At 70.1% G+C, this 15,121-nt stretch carries 13 protein-coding genes; 4 read left to right on the top strand and 9 right to left on the bottom strand.

Annotation, left to right across the window (positions count from 1 at the left end; all coding sequences use genetic code 11):
- Positions 1-49: 49 nt before the first annotated feature.
- The 3 genes from ACLHG5_RS07770 to ACLHG5_RS07760 all read right to left on the bottom strand — a co-directional run bounded on the left by ACLHG5_RS07770 (position 50) and on the right by ACLHG5_RS07760 (position 4,149).
- Complete coding sequence (locus ACLHG5_RS07770; RefSeq protein WP_411318330.1) at positions 50-1,903, bottom strand: alpha/beta hydrolase family protein; 1,854 nt, start codon at positions 1,901-1,903, stop codon at positions 50-52.
- A gap of 198 nt (positions 1,904-2,101) precedes the next feature.
- Entirely contained in the window at positions 2,102-2,656 is a 555-nt protein-coding gene (locus tag ACLHG5_RS07765; RefSeq protein ID WP_411318429.1) for a CoA-binding protein, read from the bottom strand.
- A gap of 134 nt (positions 2,657-2,790) precedes the next feature.
- Positions 2,791-4,149: an O-acetylhomoserine aminocarboxypropyltransferase/cysteine synthase family protein gene (locus ACLHG5_RS07760; protein WP_411314758.1), complete on the bottom strand. Its 1,359-nt coding sequence runs from the start codon at positions 4,147-4,149 to the stop codon at positions 2,791-2,793.
- A 153-nt stretch (positions 4,150-4,302) separates the two neighbouring features.
- On the opposite strand from ACLHG5_RS07760, the gene ACLHG5_RS07755 reads away from it, so the two are divergent.
- Entirely contained in the window at positions 4,303-4,557 is a 255-nt protein-coding gene (locus tag ACLHG5_RS07755) for a hypothetical protein (RefSeq protein WP_411314759.1), read from the top strand.
- Positions 4,554-5,021 carry a BLUF domain-containing protein gene (locus ACLHG5_RS07750; protein WP_411314760.1) on the top strand — a complete coding sequence of 156 codons (468 nt, stop codon included), beginning with the start codon at positions 4,554-4,556 and terminating at the stop codon, positions 5,019-5,021. The genes ACLHG5_RS07755 and ACLHG5_RS07750 overlap by 4 nt, the downstream gene beginning before the upstream one ends.
- 71 nt (positions 5,022-5,092) lie before the next feature.
- Here the strand turns inward: ACLHG5_RS07750 and ACLHG5_RS07745 are convergent, their stop codons facing one another.
- Positions 5,093-6,718, bottom strand: coding sequence for a dolichyl-phosphate-mannose--protein mannosyltransferase (locus ACLHG5_RS07745; protein WP_411318329.1), 1,626 nt, complete (start codon positions 6,716-6,718; stop codon positions 5,093-5,095).
- Between the two features lie 51 nt (positions 6,719-6,769).
- On the opposite strand from ACLHG5_RS07745, the gene rsmI reads away from it, so the two are divergent.
- Entirely contained in the window at positions 6,770-7,681 is a 912-nt protein-coding gene (rsmI, locus tag ACLHG5_RS07740; protein ID WP_411318328.1) for a 16S rRNA (cytidine(1402)-2'-O)-methyltransferase, read from the top strand.
- A gap of 105 nt (positions 7,682-7,786) precedes the next feature.
- On the opposite strand, the gene ACLHG5_RS07735 is transcribed toward rsmI, so the two are convergent.
- The 4 genes from ACLHG5_RS07735 to ACLHG5_RS07720 are packed head-to-tail and all read right to left on the bottom strand — an operon-like array spanning position 7,787 to position 12,026.
- Positions 7,787-8,056, bottom strand: a complete 270-nt coding sequence (locus ACLHG5_RS07735; protein ID WP_411314763.1) for an HPr family phosphocarrier protein — start codon at positions 8,054-8,056, stop codon at positions 7,787-7,789.
- Positions 8,057-8,113: 57 nt separating this feature from the next.
- A complete protein-coding gene (locus ACLHG5_RS07730; protein ID WP_411318327.1) occupies positions 8,114-10,216 on the bottom strand; it encodes a fructose-specific PTS transporter subunit EIIC in 2,103 nt (700 codons plus the stop codon).
- 38 nt (positions 10,217-10,254) lie between these two features.
- Positions 10,255-11,241 carry a 1-phosphofructokinase family hexose kinase gene (locus tag ACLHG5_RS07725; RefSeq protein ID WP_411318326.1) on the bottom strand — a complete coding sequence of 329 codons (987 nt, stop codon included), beginning with the start codon at positions 11,239-11,241 and terminating at the stop codon, positions 10,255-10,257.
- The gene (locus ACLHG5_RS07720; RefSeq protein WP_411314766.1) at positions 11,238-12,026 is read right to left on the bottom strand and encodes a DeoR/GlpR family DNA-binding transcription regulator; all 789 of its coding nucleotides are present in this window, start codon (positions 12,024-12,026) and stop codon (positions 11,238-11,240) included. Before ACLHG5_RS07720 ends, ACLHG5_RS07725 begins: the two co-directional genes overlap by 4 nt.
- 294 nt (positions 12,027-12,320) lie before the next feature.
- Here ACLHG5_RS07720 and ACLHG5_RS07715 point away from each other — a divergent pair, with 294 nt between their 5' ends.
- The gene (locus ACLHG5_RS07715) at positions 12,321-14,024 is read left to right on the top strand and encodes an AAA family ATPase (RefSeq protein ID WP_411318325.1); all 1,704 of its coding nucleotides are present in this window, start codon (positions 12,321-12,323) and stop codon (positions 14,022-14,024) included.
- 152 nt (positions 14,025-14,176) lie between these two features.
- Here ACLHG5_RS07715 and ACLHG5_RS07710 read toward each other — a convergent pair whose 3' ends face one another.
- Positions 14,177-15,025, bottom strand: a complete 849-nt coding sequence (locus ACLHG5_RS07710) for an aldo/keto reductase (RefSeq protein ID WP_411318324.1) — start codon at positions 15,023-15,025, stop codon at positions 14,177-14,179.
- Positions 15,026-15,121 lie beyond the last annotated feature (96 nt).

Raw genomic sequence — 15,121 nt, 5'->3', positions numbered from 1 at the left:
GGCGGGGAGTCCCTCGTGCGGCTGGCGCACGAGAGACTCCCCGGCCGCATCAGGTGAACGTGAGCGTGTTGGTCACGGAGATGACCGTCGCGACTCCCGCGTTGATGACGCCACCGATGTAGGGGTTTCCCGTCGCGCGGTAGATCTTGCGGGTGATCACGACGCTCGCCGCGAGGATCACGATGATCGGGATGAGCCAGATGCTGAAGATGCCGCCGAAGCCGGGGATGAGCTCGCCGGTCGCGGCGAACGTCGTGTACTGCGCGATGACGAGCACGAGTGCACCGAGTGCTGTCGCGAGGGCGACGACAGCCGTGTTGAGCCACTCGCGCCCCGCGATCGTCGACCTGTTGAACGAGTTCACGGACACCGAGCTCGCGACGTAGAACAGCAGGAAGAAAGGCAGGTAGAGCAGCGCGATGCCGATCTTGTCTGGCGTGAACGCCTTGACCGCGAGAACCCAGAGGCGGAAGTCGGTCGTGAAGAGGTAGTCGACGACGAAGACGAGACCGAACGCCGCGACGACCGTGATCACGCCGAGGAGCGTGCCGAGGAGCCCCTTGCGCCACCCCGGCAGCACGCCGGACGCGCGCAGATCGAGGCCGTGACGTCGACCGAAGAGCACGAAGGAGAGGCCCATGATGACGATCGCGGCGAGACCGTTGACGAGCGCCCAGAAGGCGACGAAGGTGACTGCGCCCTGAGTGAAGATCGAGGGCACGGTGTTGAAGGCGAGAGCCGAGACCGCGGTGTTCTGGCTCAGCAGGATCCAGCTCGTCGCGGAGATCACGGCCGAGACGGCGAGGCCACCCCAGAACCAGACGAGACCGAGACCGCGGTTCGCGACGGCGCGCGGCGCGGGGGTGCCGGCGAGGGAGGCGAAGGCACGAGTCGTGAGCATCGCCCGGGTGAAGGCGACGAGGAAGATGCCGAAGCCGACGAGTCCGAGGGCGTTGAAGAACGCCTTCACCTGCCAGACCTGGGCGTCGGAGGCGAGAGGAGCGGGGGCGCCGAGCGACTCCTCGAAGAACTCGATGACGCTCCCCGTGGTGGTCTTCGAGAACGGCCCCCACGGATGGGTCTCGGCCGGGGTGTAGACGATGCGCAACGCCTCGGTGCCGTCGACGTCGTCGGTGTAGAACTGCGATGCCACACGCTCCTCGTCGAGCTCCGCCGGGTCGGCGCCGAACGCGAGGAACGATTGGGCGTTGTCGGTCGTGATGTAGTCGCGCGGGGCGGTCACGGCGTTGCCGTCGGCGTCGTAGCTGCGGAAGAAGAACTCGTCGTACTGGTCGGCGACGATGCCGACGTCGCGCGCGCCGTAGAGGTTGAAGTAGGCGCCGTCCGCCGTCTCGTCGCGGTAGACCCCGTCGTTGTCGACGAGGAGGACCGAGGAGATGAGGGGTTCGTCACGCTCGTTGTCGATGGGCATCGAGAAGTTCGCGGCGCGAGCGCCGTTCGAGTGGCCCTCGACGCCGATGCGCTCGGTGTCGACGTATGGCAGGGCGGCGAGTGCTTCGACGGCGCTGTACATGCCTGTGCCGTCGACGGGCTCCTGCCCGAAGGTGAGCGGGTCGGAGTCGCCGTGGCCGTACATGTCGATCGACATGACGACGAAACCGCGCCGGGAGAGTTCGACGAAGTTGGCGTCCTGCATCTCCTTGTTGTTCCACCACCCGTGGCTCACGACGATCCCGGGTGCGGGGGTGTCGGCGGTCGCCGTCTCGGGCACGAAGAGCAGAGCGCTGAGAGCTTGACCCGTCGACGTCTCGAGACGGAGCTCGGTGACCTCGGTCGACCCGCCCGACGTCTGAACGAGTGACGCACCGATTCCGGAGATGAGGCAGAAGATGAGCGAGAGAGCCAGCCAGAAGCTGTTTCTCTTGAGGAGAGCGCGGTTCACGGTCGTTCCGTTCGATAGCGGCTGCGCGGGGAGACGCTCGAGCGTGTCCACGGTGACAGACCTCAGAGTGGTGAAGAGGGGGATTCGGGCCGCCCGCCGGGCGCCCCGATCGACACTACCCAGCGCTCGGACCCCCACCGCGCCGAACGGCCTGCACGTTTGTGCAGATGTGAGCGTCGATCAGGAGTGCGCCTCGGCTCAGCGCACGACCTTGCGCGCCGAGATCACTCCCGTGTCGAAACCGAGCAGATGCAGTCCGCCGTGGAACCGGGCGTGCTCGACCTTGATGCAGCGGTCCATGACGACCGTGAGCCCCTTCGACTCGCCGTACTCGGCCGCCTCCTGGTTCCAGATGCCGAGCTGCACCCACACGGTCGTCGCGCCGACCGCGATCGCATCGTCGATGACCGAGGGGATGTCGCTCGCCTTGCGGAACACGTCGACGATGTCGGGCACCTCGGGGAGCGACGCCAGATCAGGGTAGGCCTTGTGGCCCAGCACGGTGTCGGCCATCGGGTTGACGAAGTAGACGCGGTAGTCGCTCGACTGCAGCAGATAGGTGCCCACGAAGTAACTCGAGCGGGCGGGGTTGGGCGAGGCGCCCACGATCGCGATCGACTTCGCACGGCGGAGGATGCCGAGACGCTGTTTCGCGGTCGGTCCCACCCACGTGCGCTGCGACGCGAGCAGTTTGGCGAGGGGACTGCTCGCCGGGAGCGCGCATGTGAGCCCGTTGGCGAGCTGCGTCTGCACGGTGGCGTTCGGATTCGTGGCGGGCGCGGCATCCGTCGGCTGGCTCTCGTCGATCGAGTCCTCGGCTGTGTCTCGCGGGGCGGCAGCGGGCGGCGTCGTGGGGATGCCCGGGGCTGTTCCGCCGGTGTCGAAACTCATGAGCGGCCCTTCGTCGCCGTGGTGAGCGCCTGGTCGAGGTCGTAGATGATGTCGTCGGGGTCTTCGATTCCGACACTGATGCGCACGACTCCCGGGAGCACACCCGCGTCGACGAGCTGCTGCTCGTTGAGCTGGGCGTGGGTCGTCGAGGCGGGGTGGATCACGAGGGTCTTCGCGTCGCCGATGTTGGCGAGATGGCTCGCGAGGTCGACCGACTCGATGAACGACTGACCCACCTCGCGGCCCCCCTGGGTCGCGGTGGCGCGGACCACGAAGCTGAAGACCGAACCCGGTCCCTTCGGCAGATACTTGCGTGCCCGATCGTGGTGCGGGTGGTCGGGGAGCCCGGCCCAGAACACGGCCTCGATGCGGTCGTCGGCGTCGAGCCACTCGGCGACGGCCCGCGCGTTGTCGACGTGGGCCTGCATCCGGAACGGAAGGGTTTCGACACCCTGCGCGAGCAGGAACGCCGAGTGCGGCGCGAGGGCCGGCCCGATGTCGCGCAACTGCTCGGCGCGCAACCGGGTGAGGAAGGCGTACTCGCCGAAGTTGCCGCTCCAGTTAAGACCGCCGTAGCTCGGCACGGGCTGATCGAAGAGGGGGAAGTGCTCGTTGGCCCACGGGAAGCGCCCGCTCTCGACGACGACACCGCCGAGGGTCGTGCCGTGGCCCCCGAGGAACTTCGTGGCCGAGTGCACGACGACGTCGGCTCCCCACTCGATGGGCCGGTTGAGATAGGGCGTCGCGATCGTCGAATCGATGATGAGGGGCAGATCGTGGGCGTGCGCGACATCCGCGAGCCCGGCGATGTCGGCGACCTCGCCCGAGGGGTTCGCGACCGTCTCGGCGTAGACGAGCTTGGTGCGATCGGTGATGGCCGCGGCGTAGTCGGCGGGGTCGGAGCTCTGCACGAACGTCGTCTCGACGCCGAAGCGGCGCAGGGTGACGTCGAGCTGCGTGATCGACCCGCCGTAGAGGTTCGCCGACGCGACGATGTGATCGCCCGCCCCCGCGAGAGAGGCGAACGTGATGAACTGCGCCGAGAGACCGGATGCCGTCGCCACGGCGCCGAGCGCGCCCTCGAGACTCGCGACCCGTTCCTCGAACGACGCGACCGTCGGGTTGCTCAGACGGCTGTAGACGTTGCCGTACTTCTGCAGGGCGAAGCGGGCCGCGGCATCCGCGGTGTCGTCGAAGACGAACGCCGACGACTGGTAGATCGGGAGTGCGCGGCTGCCCGTGACGGCGTCGGGGATGTTGCCCGCGTGGATCGCCCGGGTGCGGAAACCCCACTCGTGGTCGGAGGTCGCGGTGTTCGCGGTGTTCGCGGGTGAGTCGGGTGTCGCGTCAGCCATCCGCTCACGCTACCCGAGCGCCGCGAACGCGGAGCTCGGGTGACGCCGCGTTACACGCCCACTCGCCCGATGTCCAGGCACCCAGCTTCTCCCGAGGCGGTCACCTAGTCTTGGCGAGGCCCCAGCAACCGGGGGCCGTTGGAGACAGAGAGAATGACCACAGACACCACGCTCAACGAGGTGCGCGACGACGCCGATGTCGTCTGGGCACAGGTAGAAGACGACTTCTACGTCGGTAGCGTCGACGGCAACTTCCTCGGCTACATCGACAGGCAAGACGACGGCCGGTACCTCGTGAGCGACCCGTTCTCGCGCGGTGTCGGTCACTTCGCCGAACTCGACACCGCAATGCGTGCGCTCGAGCAGCTCGAGCCAGCGGGCCGAGGTCGAGCGGGCGAGACGGCATGACCGCCGTCGACGCGCTCCCCGAAGGCGCACCCGAGCTCCTGTCCGTCGTCTACACGAGCTTCGGCGACCACGAGTTCGACGAGGAGCAGCTGGGCGGGCTCCTGCGCCAGAGTCGACGCAACAACGCCGAGTCCGGAATCACGGGCATGCTCCTCTATCGCGGCGGCCGGTTTCTTCAAGTGCTCGAGGGTCCGCGTGACGCCGTTCGCAGCCTCCTCGCGACGATCGGCGAAGACTCGCGTCACCGCGGAATGCGGGTGCTCTTCGAAGAAGCGCTCACCGAGCGTCACTTCGCCGAATGGACGATGGGGCACGCGCGCGTGAGCGAGCCGGCGGGCGAAGCGCCCCCGGGGTTCCGCAGCACCTTCCACGATCTCGACGATCCCACCGACCTCGACTCGACCATGCGCGCCGTGCGGGAGCTCAGCCTGTGGTTCCGCGTGCGGGCGACGGCCGGCGCGTAGCGAACCCGGTCTCTCCCGGTCACTCCCCGGTCTCTCGATCCGTTCGCTGGCGGAGAAGGACGACGACGTTCTCAGCGCCAGGTGGGCAACCAGTAGTGCCACCGCTGGTAGGTGCCGGACACCGAGATGCCCGACCACGCCGACCAGAAGAACACGCTCGTCGCGACGACGAGCAGCAGCGCGACCCCCAGTGCGACGAGAGGCGGGGAAGACCACCGGATGCGCCCGCTCGCGTCGCGCGCTCCGTCGACGAAGAGCTTCACGACGAGAGTCGCCCCGAGCACGAGATAGGGGAGGAACACGATCGTGTAGAACTGGAACACGGTGCGGTCGAGGTAGAGCAACCACGGGAGATAGCCGGCGGCGACACCCGTGAGGATGAGGCCGACGCGCCACTCGCGGTAGCGCGCGAGGCGGTAGACGAGGTATCCGAGAGCCACAATGAGCAGCCACCACAGCACGGGGTTCGCGATCGACGTGATGTACTCCGAACACGTCGGCGCCGCGCATCCGCCCTCGCCCTCGCTCGAGCCCGCGTAGAAGAACGCCGTCGGGCGCACGAGCAGGAACCACGTGAGCGGGTTGGCCTCGTAGCTGTGCGGAGTCTCGAGGCCCACGTTCGTGTTGTACATCGAGACGTGGTAGCGCCACAGACTCTCGAGGGCGTTCGGGAGCCACGCGAACGGTCGGTCGCTCGCCGCGCCGCCGAGGGCATCCTCGTCGTCGGCCCAGCCGCGCCCGTAGGCGTCTGACGAGAGCAGCCACCCCGCCCAGGTCGAGACGTAGGCGACCGCGGCCGTGGGCACCGTGAGCACGAAACTGACCGGGGCCTGGCGGAACACCACCGAGCTCGCCCAGAACGCCACGCCCGCCCGGCGCCGCGCCACGGCATCGACGACGAGAGTGTAGACCGCGAAGACGGCGAGAAAGTAGAGCCCGCTCCACTTGACCGCCGTCGCGAGACCGAACAGCACCCCCGCTGCGACGAGCCACGGTCGCCACCACAGCGACGGACCCCAATCGATGCGGAGCCCGCGATCGACCCGACTCGCGATCCACGCGTCGAGGCGTCGCGCGCTCTGCCGTCGATCGAGGAGCACGGCTCCGAACCCCGCGAGAGTCACGAGCATGAGCGAGTTGTCGAGCAGGGCCGTGCGCGACATCACGATCGCGAGACCGTCGATCGCGAGAAGCCCGCCCGCGAGGGTCGCGAGCGCGACCGAGCGGAAGAGCGCGAACGCGAGCACACACACGAGGGCGACCGCGAGCACACCGACGACGGCCGTGCTCACCCGCCACCCGAACGGATCGTCGACCCCGAACACCCGCACACCGAGGGCGATGATCCATTTGCCGAGGGGAGGGTGCGCGATGAACGCCGCGTCGCTCGACAGCGACGAGGTGTCACCGGTCGCGAACGCGGCATCCGCCCCCTCGCCCCCGGCCGACTCGCCCCACTGGCCCTCGTAGCCGAACTGCAGAAGAGAGAAGGCGTCTTTCACGTAGTAGGTCTCGTCGAAGACGAGGGAGCGCGGCGACCCGAGATTCCAGAGGCGCAGCACGGCCGCGAGGACGACGACGCCGAGGGGACCGAGCCACGGGAGCGCCGGACGCAGTCGAGAGAGCGACCGCCGCGATGCTGCGGGCACGGGGCGAGGGCCCACCACCGGGGGATGCTGGGGGGCGGCGCGGGTCACACGGGCAATGGTAGCCGCGGGTCACGGGCCGACCGGCTGAGACAATGGGGCGTGATCATCCTCGCGGCGACGCCCATCGGCAACCTCGGCGACGCCTCCACCCGCCTCGTCGAGGCGCTCGGCCGTGTCGACGTGATCGCGTCGGAAGACACGCGCGTGACCATCCACCTCATGCGCGCCCTCGGGGTCGAGAACCGCCCCCAGCTCATCGCCATGCACGAACACAACGAGCACGAGAAAGCCGTCGAACTCGTCGAGCTCGCCCGAGACTCGGATGTTCTCGTGCTCACCGACGCCGGAATGCCCGCCATCAGCGACCCCGGGTTCCCCCTCGTGGCGGCCGCCGCCGCTGCCGGAGTCACCGTCACGGCGCTGCCAGGACCGTCGGCCGTCATCACCGCCCTCGCGCTCTCGGGGCTCGCGACCGATCGGTTCACCTTCGAAGGGTTCATGCCGCGCAAAGGTCGTGTCGCCGCCCTCGCGCGACTCGCTCGGGAGCCCCGCACGATGGTGTTCTTCGAGTCACCGCACCGGCTCGGAGACACCGTGCGCGACATCGCACTCGCGCTCGGAGACGACCGCCGCATCGCCGTGTGCCGCGAACTGACCAAGCTCTACGAGGAGGTCAAGCGCGGCACGGCGGGCGAACTCGGGGAGTGGGCGTCGAGCGGGGTGCGGGGTGAGATCTGCATCGTCGTCGAAGGCGCGGTGGCACCCGCGATGGATCTCGCGGCAGGGATCACCGAGGTGCTGTCACTCGTGGCCGCGGGCACCAAGCTCAAGCAGGCATCCGTCGAGGTCGCCGAGGCGACGGGGCTCGGGCGACGCGACCTCTACGAGGGCGCGCTCGCCGCGAAGAGCCAGGGGGCCGCTCGCCAGCCGAGCCCCGACGTCTCTCACCCCGCGGTGCGCGCCGCGGGCCGCCCCGGGCCGACCTCCGACGGGGCCCCGCCCGCACCCTGAGGCCACCCGCGACCGCGCGCAAACCCCACGCCGCCTGTATCCCGTTTCCGCGAGCGTACGTCGGATCTGACGCACGCTCGCGGAATCGAGGTACTTCGGGGGGCGCTATTCGGCGTCGAGGTCGGTCTCGAGCAGGGCCACGAGCTCGTCGAGCGCCGCTTCGGCTCCGTCACCCTCGGCCGCGAGGGTCACGACGTCGCCGTGCGCCGCGCCGAGGCTCATGATCGAGAGGATGCTCGCCGCATTGAGCGGCGCGCTTCCGTCTTTGCTGATCGTCACGCTCACGGGTTGCTTGTTTACGGCGTCGATGAAGAGTCCTGCGGGGCGGGCGTGCAGCCCGACACTGCTCGCGATGGTGGCGTGGCGTTCGGCCATGGTGTTCTCCTTCTCTCGTGGTCAGGTCAGGTCAGGTCAGGTCAGGTTATGGCCGGCTCATGCGGACGCGCTGACCGGCGTGACGACGTCCGCGTCGCGCGCCTCGGCCGCGCGGCCGGCGTCCTCCGCTCGCGGTGTGCGCACCGTCCAGCGCTTGAGGGCGACGACGATGAGGGCGGAGACGATCGTGCCCGCGGCGACGGCGACGGCGAACATCAGGAAGTTGCCGATCGCGAAGAACACGAAGAAGCCTCCGTGCGGCGCTTGCGAGGTGACCCCCGCCGCCATCGTGATGGCTCCCGTGAGGGCTCCGCCGACGATGCCCGCGGGGATGACGCGCAGCGGGTCGACCGCGGCGAACGGGATCGCTCCCTCCGAGATGAACGCCGAACCGAGCAACCACGCCGACTTGCCGTTCTCGCGCTCCACCGGGGTGAACAGGCGACGCGCGAGCACGGTCGAGGCGAGAGCCATGGCGAGCGGCGGCACCATTCCTGCGGCCATGACGGCGGCCATGATGGCCCACGGCGCCTGGTTGTCGAACGACCCGGCACCGAGGCCGGCGACAGCGAACGCGTAGGCGACCTTGTTGACGGGGCCACCGAGGTCGATCGCCATCATGGTGCCGAGGATGACACCGAGCAGGATGGCCGACGCCCCGTCGAGACCGGAGAGGAAGTCGTTGAGGCCCGTCGTGAGCAGCGCGATCGGTCCGCCGAGCAGCACGATCATGAGGCCGGATGCCGCGATCGACGCGCCGAGCGGAATGATGACGACGGGCATGAGCCCGCGCAGCCATGTGGGAACGCTCAGGCGACCGATCGCGAAGGCGATACCACCCGCGATGAGTCCACCGACGAGTCCGCCGAGGAAGCCCGCGTTCATGATGAGCGCGACGGCACCGGCGGTGAAGCCGGGCGCGATTCCGGGGCGGTCGGCGATCGCGTAGGCGATGTATCCCGCGAGGGCGGGAACGAGGAACCCGATCGACGCTTGCCCGATCGTCACGAACACGGCGCCGAGGTAGGCGCCGAGGCTCGTTCCGTCGGCGAAGTTGAACCACGACCGGCCTGTCGCGTCCGGCAGGTTGAGCAGGCTGTTGCCGAGGACGATCTGGGTGTTGAGTCCGTCGTTGACGATCTCGAACCCTCCGAACAGGAAACCGAGGGCGATGAGCAGCCCGCCTCCGGCGACGAACGGGATCATGTAGCTGACTCCCGTGAGAAGCCACTTCTTGAGCTTGCCGCCGAAGCTCTCCTTCGCCCCCGTCGATGACATGTCGGCGGATGCGGTCGACCCCGCGCCGCTCGCCGCGGCGACCTTCGGCGCGTTCGGGTCGTTCGCGGCCGCGAGCGCCTCGGACACCATGGCGTCCGGCGCGTCGATGCCGCGCTTCACGGGGGCTTGGATCACGGGTTTGCCGGCGAATCGGCCCTTGTCGCGGACATCCACGTCGACGGCGAAGATGACCGCGGCAGCGCTCGCGATGATCGCGGGGTCGAGGGGCTTGGCGCCCGACGATCCCTGGGTTTCGACGTGCAGGGTGACGCCCGCTCGCTCAGCGGCGGCGACGAGCGAGTCGGCAGCCATATAGGTGTGGGCGATTCCGGTGGGGCACGCGGTGACGGCGACGAGCACGGGGCGGTCGGCGTTCGCGGCCGGGGCATCGGCGGCGGCCGGGGCCGGTGCGGCTTCTGTCGGCGCCGGCTCATCCGCGACCGCGCCCTCGACGAGCGACACGATCTCCTCGCGACTGCCCGCTGCGCGCAACGCGCCGACGAACTCGGGTTTGATGAGCGAGCGCGCGAGCTTCGAGAGCAGTTTCAGGTGCACCTGGTCGGCCCCGTCGGGCGCCGCGATGAAGAAGATGAGGTCGGCGGGAGCATCCGTCGCACCGAAGTCGACCGCGGGGGTGGGTCGTGCCATCACGAGGGTGGCTTCGGTCACCGCCGTAGAGCGGCAGTGGGGGATGGCGATACCGCCGGGGATGCCCGTGTCGGTTTTCTGCTCGCGCGCCCACGCGTCGTCGAACAGGGCGGACGCGTCGGTCGCGCGACCGTTTTCGGCGACCTTCTCGGCGAGCGTGCGGATGACTCCCGCGCGATCGGTGCCGAGGTCGACGTCGAGTAAGACGAGGCCGGGGGTGATGAGTGACGACATTGTGTTCTCCTGACTGGCGAGGGTGTTCAGTGCGGTGTTCAGTGATCGGCGGTGATCGGCGAGAGCGGTCGGATGTCGGCCGCCTCGGGGTGGGTCTGGTCGGCCGACGGCATCGTGCTGCCGGGGAGGGATGCCGCGGCGGCACCGTGCGCGACGGCCTGGGCGAGGCGCTCGGGTGCCGTCGCGCCGCGGGTGTCGGCGTGGAGGTAGCCGGCGAGCGACGAATCCCCGGCGCCGACAGTGCTGCGCGGCACGATCGGGGGCATCGTCGCGAGCCAGGCGCCGTCTCGCGTGGCGAGAACGGCGCCCTTCGACCCGAGGGTCGCGAGCACGGCGCCGCACCCCGCATCGAGGAGCGTCTGCGCCGCGAGGAGGGTCGCAGCGGGGTCGGCTTCGAGCGCGGCGGGGTCGGTGTGTCCGGTCAGCTCGGCGAGCTCCTCGGCGTTGGGCTTCACGAGATCCACACCGACACCCGACGCGATGAGGGCGGCCATCGGCAGGCCGGAGGAGTCGACGGCGATGCGGGGTGCGCGCGCGGCATCCGTTCCGATCGCGGCGGCCGCCCGCACGGCGCGCACGACCGTCGCGTAGAAGTCGGGGGAGAGGCCGGGCGGCAGCGACCCGGCGAGCACGAGCCAGTCGGCTCCGGCGCTCCGGGTCACGACGAGTTCGACGAGCGCGGCCTCGTCGGCGGCGTCGAGCGTCGGCCCGGGCTCGTTGATCTTCGTCGTCGTGCCGTCGGGCTCGGTGAGGGTCACGTTCGAGCGCACGCGGCCGGCGATCGGGAGGGCGGCTGTCGGAATGCGCTCGGCCAGCAGCGCGACGACGAAGGGGTCGTCCGTCGCGCCGGGGAGCACCGCGAGGGTCGGCAGCCCCGAGGCGAGGAGCGCCCGCGAGACGTTGACACCCTTGCCTCCGGGCTGTTCGTGGGTGGCGGATGCCCGCTGCACTTCGCCGCGGTCGAGCGCGCGGGCGAGCTCGATCGTGCGGTCGAGGCTCGGGTTGGTGGTGAGGGTGACGATCATGCGACGAGTACCTCCACGTCGGCGAGGTCGAGGGCGGTGTGCAGTTCGGTGTCGGGGGTCGCCTCGGTGATGAGGGTGTCGATGTCGGTGAGGGTCGCGAACCGCACGAGGGTGGCTTCGCCGAGCTTCGACGCGTCGGCGAGGGCGACCGCCCGGCGGGCGCCCGTCGTGAGCGCGCCCTTGACCGCGGCTTCGTCGGTGTCGGGGGTGCTCAGCCCGAACTCGGCGTGCAGACCGTTCGTGCCGATGAATGCGATATCCGGCCGCACGGTCGCGAGCTGGGCGAGGGTCGTCGCGCCGACCGCGGCGCCCGTGATGCCGCGCAGGCGGCCGCCGAGGAGGAGCACCTCGATCGCGGGGTTCTCGCTCACGGTCGTGGCCACGAGAGTCGAGTGGGTGATGACGACGAGGGAGCGGCCCGGGGTGTCCGGTGTCCAGCGCACGAGGCGCTGCGCGAGGAGACCCGTCGTCGTGCCGGCGTCGATTGCGATCGACCCCGTGAAACTCGGTGGAACGAGTTGCATCGCGGCGAGGGCGATGCGGTCTTTCGCCGCGGTGTTGCGGTCGCGGCGCTCGATGAGCGACGCTTCGACGCGGCTCGCTCGCGAGGGGGCGACGGCCCCGCCGTGAACCCGACGCAGGATGCCGCGGGTCTCGAGCTGATCGAGGTCGCGGCGAACGGTCTCGCTCGTGACGTCGAGGTGGCGGGCGATCTCAGCGACCACGACGCGTCCGCTCGAGGCGAGCACGGCCTCGATGTGCGCTTGGCGCTCTTCCGCGTACACCCGGTCTCCTTCGACTCGTCGCGGCTCCCGCTCGCGATCCGCTCACGTTACGCCGCCCCGCCCCCAAAAACAAGTCATTCAAAGAAAAACCAACACAAACACAGATTGCCCCTCGCCCCCCGTCGCCCCCCCGTCCCCTCGACCCTGCGTCGTTTCCGCGAGCGTATGCCCGATCCGGCGGCCCCTCGCGGAAACGAGACAGTCTCGGGTGCCGTGTGCTTGGCTGGGCGCACGCACGCACGCACGCACGCACGCACGCACGCACGCCCGCACGCCCACGCGGAGCAGCGCGACGTGGCGCCCGCACCCGCGCGCGCACCGCAGCCGCTCACCAGCACCGACACGAACGGAACCCCCATGCCGACAGACGAGGAGAACGATCGGCAGCTCGTCCGGTCGTTCAAGAGATTTCTCGATCGCGCGGTCGCGTCGGTCGACGCGGGGGAGACATCCACCCGCACTCCGCTCGGGGACCGCATCTCCCACCACCTCGGGGTCGACGCCGAGACCGTGCCCGTCGTGAGTGAGACGATCGCCGACCACCGGTTGGTCGACGTCGACCTCGCCCTCGACGCGATGTCGGACGACGGCGCAGGTGAGCTGGTCGGCGTCGGCGGCGGGCAGCAGAAGTTCCACACCCCCCTGCCCGAACTCGTGTCGAGCCCGCACGTGAGTTTCGGCCTCGGTCCGGTCGACTACGTCTCGCGCGCGACCGGTCCGTCGACCACTCGGCAGGTCGTCGCGTTCGGGCTCCGCCTCTTCGCTTTCGAGGGGGCGCCGGTCGCGATCGTCCAGAGGTCGGCCAACCCGCAGTTCGGGCGCGAAGCGGCCACCCTCGAGGTCATGGGGGCGAGCCCCGAGGCGACGCAGCGTGTGCTCGGTGAGGTCAAGCGGCGGATGATCGCGCTGAGCGTCTTGCGCGGGCAGGTGCTCTCGTTCGAGCCGTCCACTTTCGGAGGGAGCGCGGGCGTGACCTTCCTTCCTCGTCCCGAAGTGCCCGCCGACGCGATCATCCTTCCCGAGGGTGTGCTCGCCACCGTCGTCGACCACGTGGTCGGGATCGGCGAGCATCGCGACGTTCTCCTCCGCTCCGGGCAGCACCTCAAGAGGGGAGTGCTGCTGTTCGGCCCGCCCGGAACCGGCAAGACCCTCACCGTCCGCCACCTGCTCGGCCTGACGCCCGGTGTCACGGCGGTGCTGCTCACGGGATCGAGCATCGCGCACATCGGTGCGGCGGCCGAGATCGCCCGCACGTTCGAGCCCTCGATCGTCGTGCTCGAAGACATCGACCTCGTTGCGATGCAGCGGCACTCGTCACCGCAGCCTCTGCTGTTCGAGGTCCTCGATGCCCTCGACGGTCTGGACGGGGATGCCGACGTGGCCTTCGTCATGACGACGAACCGCGTCGAGGTTCTCGAGCGTGCCCTCGCCGAGCGTCCGGGGCGCGTCGACCTCGCGGTCGAGATCGGTCTTCCCGGCGACGCCGAGCGCCGACGTCTGTTCCGTCGCTACGCGGGCGACCTCCCCTTCAGTGCCGTTGCGCTCGACGCCGCGGCCGACGAGGCCGACGGCGTGACCGGGTCGTTCGCGAAGGAGCTCATCCGCCGCGCCGTGCTGCGGGCGGCCGTGCGCGACGCCGAGGTGGGCGACGCCGACCTCGAGACCGCCCTTGCCGAGCTGCTGTCGTCTCGCGCCACCCTCACGCGCAAACTCCTCGGGTCGGGAGGGCGGGCACCGGAGTCGACTGCGACTCCCTCCGACGATCACACCTCTTTCGAGGGCGGGTACAGCGCGCCGGCCGAGGGTCGGGTGTTCCCCGCGGACGGGTGGCACGCCTACAGTCCCCTCTCGACCGCGATGGGATCGAGTCTGTCTGTCGATTACGACGACGCCCACGACATCCCCGACGAGGCGCCCGACGAGGCCCTCGACACCGACACCGACACCGTCGCCGACGACACCGCCGACCCCGACCCGCAGCCCTCGAGTTCGCACTGACCGGCGCCCGCCCCGGCTCTGCCCCGACCCGGGCCCGCGCCGCCCCGGCCCTGCCCCGACCCGGGCCCGAGAGTCCGCGGTTTCCGCGAGGGGCCGCCAGATCCGGCATACGCTCGCGGAAACCGGGTACTTGGGGGGTGGGGCCGCGCGGGTCAGACGGAGAGCGCCTCGAGCTGGTCGGCGGTGAGCACGAGGTCGGCGGCGGCGGCCGAGTCGCGGATGCTCGCGGGGCGGCGACTTCCGGGGATCGGCACGGCCACGTGCTGCAGCGCGAGCTCCCACGCGAGCACCACGCGCTGCGGGCTCACCCCGAGCTCCGCGGCGACCGTCGCGAACGCGGAGTGGTCGGTGCCGGCATCCGCTGCCTTCGCGGCGCCGCCGAGCGGGCTCCACGGGAGGAAGGCGATGTCGTGTTCGGCGCAGTGGTCGAATTCGCCCTCGCTCGAGCGGAACGCGGGCGAGAACTGGTTCTGCACCGACACGAGACGCTCGCCGAGGATGCCGCGGGCGGTCTCGATCTGCGCGATGTCGGCGTTCGAGATGCCGGCCATGCGGATGACGCCGTCGTCGAGCAGGTCGCTCAGCGCACCGATCGAGTCGGCGTAGGGCACGGCGGGGTCGGGGCGATGAAACTGGTAGAGGTCGATCGTGTCGACCTCTAGCGCAGCCGCGGAGGCTCGCGCGGCGTCGGCGAGGTAGGCGGGATCGCCGTTCTGACCCCACGGGCCGTTCTCGGCGTAGATGTGGCCGCCCTTGGTCGCGACGAGCACCGTCTCCGACCGGCCCCGGAGTGCATCGGCGATGAGTCGCTCGTTGTGGCCGGGCCCGTCGGCCGCGCTCGTGTAGGCGTCGGCCGTGTCGATGAGGGTGATGCCCGCGTCGAGCGCCGCGTGGATGACGGCGATCGCGTCGTCGCGGTCGGGCCTCCCGGGGGTCGAGAGCGGCATCGCTCCGAGCCCGATGGCGCTGACCTTGGTGTCTCCGATGCGGCGGTATCTCATGGCGTCGAGCCTAGGCGCGCCGAGCCGGGGCGCGTCGAGCCCGGGCGCGGCCCGCCGCCGGCGCCGCCGTCACGGACCCCTCGGCGGCTTTAGGAT

Origin of the sequence: Marisediminicola sp. LYQ85 (genome assembly GCF_046600695.1) — a bacterium.
Lineage (GTDB): Bacteria > Actinomycetota > Actinomycetes > Actinomycetales > Microbacteriaceae > Marisediminicola.
This window is presented reverse-complemented; position numbering and strand designations above follow the sequence as displayed.

Excerpts from the sequence above, each read along its gene's own strand:
- ACLHG5_RS07760 (WP_411314758.1), bottom strand. The coding sequence starts at position 4,149 with ATGGCTGACGCGACACCCGACTCACCCGCGAACACCGCGAACACCGCG.
- ACLHG5_RS07725 (WP_411318326.1), bottom strand. The coding sequence starts at position 11,241 with ATGATCGTCACCCTCACCACCAACCCGAGCCTCGACCGCACGATCGAG.
- ACLHG5_RS07755 (WP_411314759.1), top strand. The coding sequence starts at position 4,303 with ATGACCACAGACACCACGCTCAACGAGGTGCGCGACGACGCCGATGTC.
- ACLHG5_RS07710 (WP_411318324.1), bottom strand. The coding sequence starts at position 15,025 with ATGAGATACCGCCGCATCGGAGACACCAAGGTCAGCGCCATCGGGCTC.
- ACLHG5_RS07735 (WP_411314763.1), bottom strand. The coding sequence starts at position 8,056 with ATGGCCGAACGCCACGCCACCATCGCGAGCAGTGTCGGGCTGCACGCC.
- ACLHG5_RS07750 (WP_411314760.1), top strand. The coding sequence starts at position 4,554 with ATGACCGCCGTCGACGCGCTCCCCGAAGGCGCACCCGAGCTCCTGTCC.
- ACLHG5_RS07730 (WP_411318327.1), bottom strand. The coding sequence starts at position 10,216 with ATGTCGTCACTCATCACCCCCGGCCTCGTCTTACTCGACGTCGACCTC.